Source organism: Robertmurraya beringensis (assembly GCF_042433785.1).
Classification (GTDB): domain Bacteria; phylum Bacillota; class Bacilli; order Bacillales; family Cytobacillaceae; genus Robertmurraya_A; species Robertmurraya_A beringensis.
Map to the genome: position 1 here is coordinate 42,824 of NZ_JBHLUU010000111.1, position 9,578 is coordinate 52,401.

Below are 9,578 nucleotides of genomic sequence, written 5' to 3' on the forward strand. Positions count from 1 at the left end.
GTATGGAAGTATGGATATTTAATAGAATAGAAAGAAAAATGACTGATTATAAAAATTGGTTAAAAGATAAAGAGATTGTACTAATCAATAGAGAAAAGCATCGTAAAGATTACAGTGACTTTGATAAACAAATCACATTCAAAGATTTTACTTTTCCCTCCTTTCATTTCCTTCAGGAAAGGATAAAGGAGAAACAAATGTGTGGAGAAGATATATATTTAGTATCGACTTCTGAAAGAGATTTATTGCCCTTAAGTGAGCTGAGAACTGAATATAATTTATACGGACAAAAGTTTAAAGAGGCAGAACTTTTCAGAAATAAAGTCGAAATGAAGAAAAAATTAAAATCTATAGTAAAGATACCAGAATTCAAAGAAATAGAAAGTTTTCTGGATATACAAAAGTTTATAGATAAGTATGATTACCCTGTGGTTATAAAACCAATATCTGGTGCGGGCTCTTTAAATACACATATTATCGATTCTAAAGAAAAGTTATATGAAGTGCTAGGGAACGGTCTAGATAAGGACATGATGATAGAAAAATTTATCAATGGTGACATGTACCATGTTGATGGAATCTACCAAAATGGAGAGTTGTTAATAAGTAGACCATCCGTTTATATCAATGGTTGCCTGGCATACCAAGAAAATAAATTTTTGGGATCAGTTATGTTGGATTATGCTCATCCTCTTTTTGACCGTTTAAATGATGAGGCATTAAAAATCTTAGATAAACTTTCTTCTAGTGAACAAGCAATCGTCTATCATTTAGAACTTTTTCATACAAATGAAGACGAAATAGTTTTTTGTGAAATTGCTTCACGAGTTGGTGGAGGAAGAATAAACGATTGTTTTGAAAAAGTAACAGGGGTAAATTTAATTGGAGAATGGGTAAAGAGCCAGTGTAATTTACCTGTAAGAGTTAAAGATGAGAATAATAAACTAGCCGGTTGGATATTAATACCTCCTCCCAAAGCAGGAAGAATAAAAAAGTTAGAAGATATAGGTTATCCTGAAGGGATGTTTTTTAAAGACTATTATTTACATGAAGGTGATTACACAAATAATCCGAAAATTAGTATTGAGTGTGTAGTAGCAATGGCGGTTGAGGGAAATTCAACCAATGAAATAGTTGCAAAACTTGATAAGTGTAATGAGTTGTTTTTATCATCTATTGTTATTGAAGAGGAGATTACAAATGAAGACTAAAAAATACAGTTATGTAGACTTAATTTCTGTTATAGAAGAAGTTAATAGATGCCCAGGAGGAAAAAGAACTATTAATTACATTGTTCAAAATAGTTTTTTAGAACGTGGATCTAGAGTTTTAGAGATAGGATCAAATACAGGATTTACATCAATTGAAATTGCAAAGCTAAAGGATGTAGAGGTTATTGGGATTGATGTAAATGAAAACGCTGTTAAAAAATCAAATGATATTTTATCGAGAGAACCAAAGTTTATACAGGATAGAGTTTCCTTTCAAGTGGCTTCAGCTTTAGAATTACCATTTCCAGATAATTCATTTGATCTAATTATTACAGGTGGTGCTAACTCTTTTATAGATGCTTCTCAAAGGGAGAAGGCATTGAAAGAATATAAAAGAGTATTAAAGCCGTATGGGATGTTATCTATTACTAACTTGTATTATGATTCTGCCCCTACTAAAAAAGTATTAGATGATTTATATAATGTTTTAGGATTTGAAATTAAGCCGTATAAAAAAGGTTATTGGCAGAATTTATTTTTAAACAATTCATTTGAATTATTCGCCTATAAAGAAACAAAACTAATATCCCGTTCTAAAGAGATAATACAGGACTATGTTGATAATATTACTAAAGATAACATCACCCTAAATGAAATGGATCAAAACGAAGCAAATAATATAAAAAGCGAATTCTTAGAAGCAATACAAGTATTTAATGAAAATCATAAATATTTGTCATTTATGTCAATAATATTAAGAAATAATTTTGTTGAAGAGCAACAAGAGCTATTTCTAGAAGAAGGAACTTTAGATTGCTGGAATATTAATGATGAAAATGAAGAGTGGGAAGTAATAGATCATAATGAAATTTAAAGAAAAGATAATTAATATTGATTTTTATGACTTTGATGATTCACTAATTAAAATTGTGGAGCAATATTACAATATTGGAGAATTCATAGCAGTTCAACCAATTATATTGGATGGAGAGTATGCAAGTTTACTAGAAGTTAGGTCTGAAACATCTAAAAAGATGATATTCACGACAACATTTGGAAAGTATTTCTTAAAGCAAATTCCATGGTACTGTGATAGTGATGATGATTTGCAATTTTCTATTAATAACCAATTAAATTTATACAATAAAAATATTCCAATGGCTAAGATAATTCAAAACAATGAAGGAAACTATTATATAAATGTGAATAATAAAAAATTCGTTGTTTTTGAGTACATAAATGGAAGACGATTTACTGGGAAAATAGAAGAAATTAAGAGTGCTGCATTATCATTAGCTAAAATCAACTCGGAGCTTCCTATAGGGAATGATAGAACAGATTATTTTAAGATAATTGAGGACCAAATAGAAATAATAGATTTTGGTGAATATTCAGATTTTAAAACATATTTACTAAAATTTATTAATAATATTAATAATAATTTTTCTATTAATGGGTTTTATAATTTGGAACCTATAACCCTCCATGGTGATTTCAATAAGTGGAATTTAGTATTTGACCCATCCAACAGTGAAGTATTGGGAGTATTGGATTTTGATAATATTGATTGTGGGCCTAGAATTCGTGATTTATCAGAAGCAATTCTTTCATTTGGAGTAATCTGTTATAAAAAAGATAGTACTAACTTCACAGAAAAAGTTTATAGCAAGGAAAACTTCGTATATGCTAAAGAATTTTATAAAGCATATAATTTTCATGCTGATTTATCAGATTTAGAAAGATTCCTTTTGCCTGATTTAATTAAAGTTGTATTTTTAGAATTAGTTACTTTAGGACTAATTAGAAAAGATTTTAGTTTAAATCAGTTGTTGATTAATAATATTAAATTGTTTATTCAGGATGAAATTAATGTTTTAGTTAAGGAGCTCTATAATTGAGTAAAATAAATAAAATTAAAAAAATATATGTTGTAAATAGTGGAAAAGGCGGAGTTGGAAAATCTACAATTGCTTCCAGATTAGCTTTCTTATTAAATAAACAAAAATATAAAGTTGGATTATTAGATCTAGATATCCACGGACCAAGTATTACAAATATTTTTAATATAAGTAATCCCCCTCTTGTAAAAGAGGGGAAGATGTTACCTTATCAAAATAATGGACTGAAAATTGTGTCTATGGGGATGTTTGTGGAAAAAGATAAGGCTTTTATATGGAAGGGGGTTATATTGAAGGGTATTATAAAACAATTATTAAATGATGTAGAGTGGAAGGAACTTGATTTTTTAATAATTGATACACCTCCTGGAACAGGGGATATATTAATAAATTTAATACAAGAAATTAAAATTGATGGGGTTATTATGGTGACAACTCCTCAAGCAATGTCAAAAGCAGATGTAAGAAGAAGTTTAAATATGATTAAACAACTTAACATTCCAATTACATCATTGGTAGAGAATATGTCTAGTTTTACTTGTCCTCACTGTAATGAAAAAATCAGTATTTTTAAACATGATGATAGTAATATCTTATCTGAGTATTCTATAGATAAACACATAGTTTTACCTTTTGAATTAAATTACAATGATAGCATCTTTGAGGACATAGAATGGAATATAGAAAAGGAATTAACCGAAGTAGTGAAAATACTATAACGAAACGTTGGGGGTTTTATGAATTTTAATAAGAAGCAAATTCTCAATATACATGAGAGTCTTGAATACTTGAAGTATGATGATGAAAATGAAATTACCTTTTTTGGTTCAAAATCCCACGATTTATTAGGGCATAATAATTCTATGTCAATGATATATTTTGACGAAAGAATAAAGGATAATTATTACTCAATTTATAACGCGTTTAATAAATATTTTAAAAATTTGAGTATCCATTTTGCTCTAAAATGCAATTATATACCTGCATGTATAGAAACACTTTTAAGTGTTGGGTCTAGTATTGAAGTTATGAGTAGTATTGAATTACAGATAGCACTACAAAGTGGATTTAAGAAAGACAAAATTGTTTGTAATGGATTAGGGAAATCAAAAGAAGAATTATTAATAGAATTAGAGAACAGTAAGCTAATCTTTATAGATAATATAAATGATCTAGAAAGAATTAATTCCCTATCTGTAGAATTAGGTAAAGAAATTCCGATTGGGCTAAGAGTCTTACCTGATATAGAGAGTTTTAGCCACGAAGAAGTAATGATCAAACCTAGTTCTAAGTTGGGAATGGATGTTAATACTGTAACGGGGATTTTAAAGCAGTGTAAAGAAAAAAATGTTAGTTTCAATGTAATTGGGATACAATTCCATTTAATGAGTCATTTAAAAGACTGTAGCTTATATAAAGATTATTTATCTAGCATAGAGTCTTTCTTGAAAAATGTTTATCACGAACTCGACTACTCTTTCAAGTATATTAATCTTGGAGGTGGTTTTGAAACTAGATTTATTATGGAAGATAATAAAACTAATATAAATGATTTAGCTGCAATTGCGAATGAGAAATTAAAATATCTACCATATGATTTTGAACTCATTTTAGAGCCAGGTAGATATATTATGGCGGATGCTGCAGTAATATTAGCTACTATAATAAGTGAAAAAAAGAGTACTGGTTTGAATTGGAAAATCACGGATATTGGCTCTAATATTCTAATACCAGTTCCTAACATTGAATATTATACAATCCCATATAAACTAAGTGATATTAATCAACCTTGGGAACGTTATAATGTAGGTGATGCTACATGCGCTCCTTCACATTTATGTACAAATGTTGAATTACCAAGCCAACTAATTGAAAATAAAATAATTGTTTTAAACTGTGGTGCATATACCTCGGTTTATAGTGAACTTTGGGCATTTAAATTACCAGAAATTTATTATTTGAAAGATAATAATATTCAATGTATATTTTCTTCTAATCAATTTCGTCAATTATTTAAATTAGCTTATGGATACGATATCTAGAGAAAAGAGGTTTCTGTATGTTTGCTATTAATGTAGAAGGACTTATTATAAAAGAAAATAAAGTATTGATAGGTAGAAGAAGTTTAAATGAGGAACACGCCGGAGGTATGCTTTCTTTAATTGGTGGTACGGTAGAACAAGAAGGAAATACTAATGATATTTTAGAGAATACTTTGAAGCGAGAAATTATGGAAGAGACAGGGTTGGAAGTAAGTAATTTTAAATATGTTAATAATACATCTTTTGTCACGAAATCAGGTATAAATGTAATTAATATTGTTTTCTCTTGTGAGTGGAAATCAGGGGAAGCTGTAGTAAAAGATCAAGATGAGGTCTCGGAATTAATTTGGATGACTTTTGATGAAATTATAAACAATGAGAGCAGTCCTTTTTATTTAGTTGATAGTGTTAAAATAGCAAAGCAGGATAGATAAAATGAACAAAAAGAACATATTAGTCTTGGGTAATATTTATAAAGTAAAGGATTATCTGGATTATGAAAATTTTAATTACCATTTAATCACTTCCCATTTTGACATTTCGCTGCTTTCAAATGAGTTGAAAAATTCTCTGAATTATTTTGGAATAAGTACAAATGATACCTTTGATGTTTCCTGTTTTGAGAATAAATTCGAAATGATTTTAAACATTACAAATGAAATAAAAGAACATTTTGGAGATATAGAAGCTATTGTATCAACAAATGAGGCAACAGTTGTTGTTGCTTCCAAATTAAGAGATATTCTTAATATAAATAGAGGGTTGGTTAGCCCTAATGCTATTTTTCTCAGAGACAAAATAAAAATGAAGCAACCATTAAAGGAAATAGTACCTCTTGCAGATTTTTCAGAAATTACGGAAGAGAATTATGAAACTATAGTTGAACAATTTATAAAGAAATATAAAAAAATAGTTATTAAACCTTCAAACCAAGCTGGAGGCTGTGGAATAAAAATTGTTTCTGACTATCAAGAGGCAATAAGTCACATAGACGAACTTTTTAATCAAAGTGATAAAATTAGTGTTGAACAATATATAAATGGCACAATCATGCATTTTGATGGGATAATAAAAAATGGTGACTTAGTAAATTTTATGGTTTGTAAAAAGATAGGGTCAGCATATGAATATATAAACAATTCTAATCTTTTAACTACTATAGTAGTTTCCGATAACGAGCTAATACGTAGAGCTAAAGAATTTACTATCAAGTGCTTTGGAAAATTTGACATTCAAAATACAGTTTTTCATATGGAAGTAATATATAGTGAAAATAAATTCCTTTTTTTGGAGGTAGCTGGTAGAGCCCCTGGCGGCAATATTGTAAATCTATATAAATATGCTTATGGATTTGATTTTCATAAACATTCGTATCTTCTAGATTTAAATGAGAACATACCAAATATCAATCTTCAAAATAATTTCGCATTATCTTTAATCCCAGTTCCTAATCTGAAAGAATACACAATTAAAAATGTAAAAGGGATGGATAATTTACCTAACAATATAGTTAATATTACATTCAAAGGGATAGGTTCAAAAAATCAGTTTCGACCATTTGATCCTTTCGATAGTATCTGTCAAATCTATTTTACTTGGAAAAGTGAAAAGGAATTGGTTGACACGGTTACTTACATAGAAGAAAACATCAAGTTTGAATGTTTAGAACATTTGCAGTGACAGAAGAAAAGCGCACATAATAAAAGTGCGCTTTTTATACTTCACTAATAGCTTTTGAATTCAAACAAATTTTATTGATAATATAGGGTGGTTATTTTGATTTTCGCAAAATTAAATCATAATTTAAAGATACGACTTTTAACAAGCTTCTTACAAAATTCTATTATGTTTAGTATTATTCCTTTTATGTCTTTATATTTGTCTGCATATGTAGGAGTTATAGCCGCGGGTATTTACTTAATTATTGCGGTAGTAGTAAACTTTTTAGCATCCTTAATAGGGGGCCATATTAGTGATGTTTATTCAAAAAAGAGAATTATTTTAACCAATTCCTTTTTTAATGTCATTGTATTTCTATTTATGACTATTTGTATCTATAATGAACAAAAATTAGTTATTTTTTTTACTATTTTGTTTATATTTAGCCAACTAATTTACGGTATAGTGAAGCCTGCTCAAGACGCTATTACTATAGAATCTATTACTGAGGACACAAGGAAGGAATTTTCTGTAATCCAATACTGGATTAACAATCTGTCCATGGCCTTAGGAGTAACTATAGGCGGTGCTTTATATAATAATTACAAGTTGGAATTATTTTTAACAGCGACAGTATTATTATTTGTAAATAGTATTATCATTAAGTTCTTTTTACTAGACATTCAAACAAATAATTCTCAAACGAACAATGAATCATTTTTAAAAAATACACTTGATAGTTATAAAGTTGTTTTTAAGGATAAACCCTATTTATATTTAGTTTTAGGGTTGGCATTTGTCATGATGGCGGAGCTATCCATGTCTGCTTATATTGTTGTTAGATTAAAAGAGGATTTTGTACCAGTTGAAGTTTACGGTTTTAAGATAGATGGTGTAAAGTTATTCTCTTATCTAATGGTATTGAACACTTTGATCGTTATTAGTTTGACGTTTGTATTTTCAAGAATTTCGAAAAGAATGAGTTCAAACCACTCAATAAATATTGGTATTTTATTATATATTTCAGGATATTCAATAATGGTTGTATCAAGTAATATATATATATTGATTTCTTCAATGGTAATTGCAACAATAGGCGAATTGTTATATGCCCCCGCTTACAATTCAGAAAGGATAAGAATTATTCCTGTAGACAGAAGAGGTTCCTATTCAGCAGTAGCTGGATTTTCTAATAAAATTGGTAATATGCTAGCAAAATTAACCTTGATCATTAGTGCAGTGCTAGTCCCTAACTATATTGCATTTTATATTTTTGTTACAGGCCTTATTGGCTTGTTCTTGATTTCTAATAGTTTATTTAAAAATAAAAGTATAAATTATTTAAAATGAAGGATCTGTTTGTTAATATTTAGTATGGTTGGTTGAACTTGATAAAGTAGACTCCTTAAAATGCCTACTTTATCAATCATCTAGTATATAGTTTAGTTCAATTTCCCAATATGAAACATCAGACCGCAACTAGCCCTATTCTAAATCTACTCGAATATAATATAAAATTTTGCCGGTTACCCCTAAGTCTATCTTTCCTGAGATTGTTGCAGATTTTCTTGGTTTTCTAAGGCTAAGATATTCCTTCCAAATGCGATATGGGACTTGAATAATCTATAAGTCAATGGTACTATAAGACTAACAACATATGGCTTTGCATTATGCCCTTAATGCAGCAGCCTTTCTTAAAGTTTTTTAGCAGTATCCTCTATTTAATAGAGGATATTAACTTAGAAATTAAACGACAATCTTATATAACGGGAAATACCCGAGACAACTTACAAAAGCATTGTATGTACCTAGTGTAGATCGTGCTTATCGTGAGTCTGTTTCGGGTATTTTTTTGTTCCAGGAGTGAAATGTATGTCTAAAAAAGTGCTTATAGCCGTAGGAGACAAATCCTATTCAAATATCCTCATAGAAACCTTTTCCCAACATACTGAGCACTTTACTTTATCTTCTCAGGAAGTCCTTCATCGAAGATTCTTGGAAGAAATCGTAGAGTTAGAGCAACCAGATATTTTGGTCATTCATGACTACTATTTGGAAAGCGACTTTACCCGTATTGAAATGAAGGAACAAGAATTATCGACCTTCTTTAGAAAGCTAAGAGTAGAATTTGATGATTCAATCCGTATTGTCTTCTTATGTGAAAGGCCAAAAGGAGATCTATTCCTTTCTTCCTTAGTAAGTATGGGGATTCATGATATCTTTAACAGCAACTCGTTTGATTTAGGAGAGTTTATTGAGCAACTAAAAGATAGACCCCGCTTTTCAAGAGTTGAAAAATTCCTAGTCGCTGCATCTCCTCAACCTATTCCACAAAATGAACAACCTTTCGTGGAGGAAGAGGAAAATGAGCCGAACGATGAAGATAAAGCGAAAAAGGAACGTAAGGAGAAAGCCGAGAAACCAGTCGTTCAAAAAGTGATTGAAAAGAAAGTTGTCCAAAAAGTAGTTAATAAGAATGTTATAAAGCGTGACTATACCGTTCAGGTTCACAACCATACGGAAAAAATTGTTGGTATTCCCATTAAGAAGAAACTAGTCATGATTGGAAGCCCAATTGAACGAAGTGGTAGTACTTTTGTTTCTCACTTGTTAGCTCGACAGCTTACTCAAATGGGTATCCTGTTAATGACGTTCTCCAATGTCCAGAACTTGACGGTGTTGATTGTCCTAAAACTGACGGATTCACTGTCCAAAAATGAAAGGGAAGCAGTTCACATGCTTCCCTAATGATTTACAAATCAACTTGA

9 protein-coding genes are annotated in these 9,578 nt (G+C 29.6%); all 9 read left to right on the forward strand.

The genetic code is table 11. The features are described from left to right. Positions 1 to 2 precede the first annotated feature (2 nt). Positions 3 to 1,211 carry an ATP-grasp domain-containing protein gene (locus ACFFHF_RS16415; protein WP_160549709.1) on the forward strand — a complete coding sequence of 403 codons (1,209 nt, stop codon included), beginning with the start codon at positions 3 to 5 and terminating at the stop codon, positions 1,209 to 1,211. Continuing rightward, entirely contained in the window at positions 1,201 to 2,085 is an 885-nt protein-coding gene (locus ACFFHF_RS16420; RefSeq protein ID WP_160549710.1) for a class I SAM-dependent methyltransferase, read from the forward strand. Before ACFFHF_RS16415 ends, ACFFHF_RS16420 begins: the two co-directional genes overlap by 11 nt. After that, positions 2,075 to 3,109 carry a phosphotransferase gene (locus ACFFHF_RS16425; protein ID WP_377058613.1) on the forward strand — a complete coding sequence of 345 codons (1,035 nt, stop codon included), beginning with the start codon at positions 2,075 to 2,077 and terminating at the stop codon, positions 3,107 to 3,109. Before ACFFHF_RS16420 ends, ACFFHF_RS16425 begins: the two co-directional genes overlap by 11 nt. Further along, positions 3,106 to 3,828 (forward strand): P-loop NTPase, encoded by a 723-nt coding sequence (locus ACFFHF_RS16430; RefSeq protein WP_160549712.1) that lies wholly within the window; start codon positions 3,106 to 3,108, stop codon positions 3,826 to 3,828. The genes ACFFHF_RS16425 and ACFFHF_RS16430 overlap by 4 nt, the downstream gene beginning before the upstream one ends. A gap of 18 nt (positions 3,829 to 3,846) precedes the next feature. Continuing rightward, positions 3,847 to 5,151 carry a hypothetical protein gene (locus tag ACFFHF_RS16435; protein ID WP_377058614.1) on the forward strand — a complete coding sequence of 435 codons (1,305 nt, stop codon included), beginning with the start codon at positions 3,847 to 3,849 and terminating at the stop codon, positions 5,149 to 5,151. A gap of 17 nt (positions 5,152 to 5,168) precedes the next feature. Beyond that, positions 5,169 to 5,585, forward strand: a complete 417-nt coding sequence (locus ACFFHF_RS16440) for an NUDIX hydrolase (protein WP_160549714.1) — start codon at positions 5,169 to 5,171, stop codon at positions 5,583 to 5,585. Between the two features lies 1 nt (position 5,586). Continuing rightward, the gene (locus tag ACFFHF_RS16445) at positions 5,587 to 6,831 is read left to right on the forward strand and encodes an ATP-grasp domain-containing protein (RefSeq protein ID WP_160549715.1); all 1,245 of its coding nucleotides are present in this window, start codon (positions 5,587 to 5,589) and stop codon (positions 6,829 to 6,831) included. Positions 6,832 to 6,927: 96 nt separating this feature from the next. Beyond that, positions 6,928 to 8,160 carry an MFS transporter gene (locus tag ACFFHF_RS16450; RefSeq protein WP_160549716.1) on the forward strand — a complete coding sequence of 411 codons (1,233 nt, stop codon included), beginning with the start codon at positions 6,928 to 6,930 and terminating at the stop codon, positions 8,158 to 8,160. Between the two features lie 522 nt (positions 8,161 to 8,682). Further along, complete coding sequence (locus ACFFHF_RS16455) at positions 8,683 to 9,558, forward strand: hypothetical protein (protein WP_377058615.1); 876 nt, start codon at positions 8,683 to 8,685, stop codon at positions 9,556 to 9,558. The last annotated feature ends 20 nt before the right edge of the window (positions 9,559 to 9,578 follow it).

Coding starts and splice junctions, on each gene's coding strand:
- ACFFHF_RS16415 (WP_160549709.1), top strand. CDS start 3: ATGGAAGTATGGATATTTAATAGAATAGAAAGAAAAATGACTGATTAT.
- ACFFHF_RS16420 (WP_160549710.1), top strand. CDS start 1,201: ATGAAGACTAAAAAATACAGTTATGTAGACTTAATTTCTGTTATAGAA.
- ACFFHF_RS16425 (WP_377058613.1), top strand. CDS start 2,075: ATGAAATTTAAAGAAAAGATAATTAATATTGATTTTTATGACTTTGAT.
- ACFFHF_RS16435 (WP_377058614.1), top strand. CDS start 3,847: ATGAATTTTAATAAGAAGCAAATTCTCAATATACATGAGAGTCTTGAA.
- ACFFHF_RS16440 (WP_160549714.1), top strand. CDS start 5,169: ATGTTTGCTATTAATGTAGAAGGACTTATTATAAAAGAAAATAAAGTA.
- ACFFHF_RS16445 (WP_160549715.1), top strand. CDS start 5,587: ATGAACAAAAAGAACATATTAGTCTTGGGTAATATTTATAAAGTAAAG.
- ACFFHF_RS16455 (WP_377058615.1), top strand. CDS start 8,683: ATGTCTAAAAAAGTGCTTATAGCCGTAGGAGACAAATCCTATTCAAAT.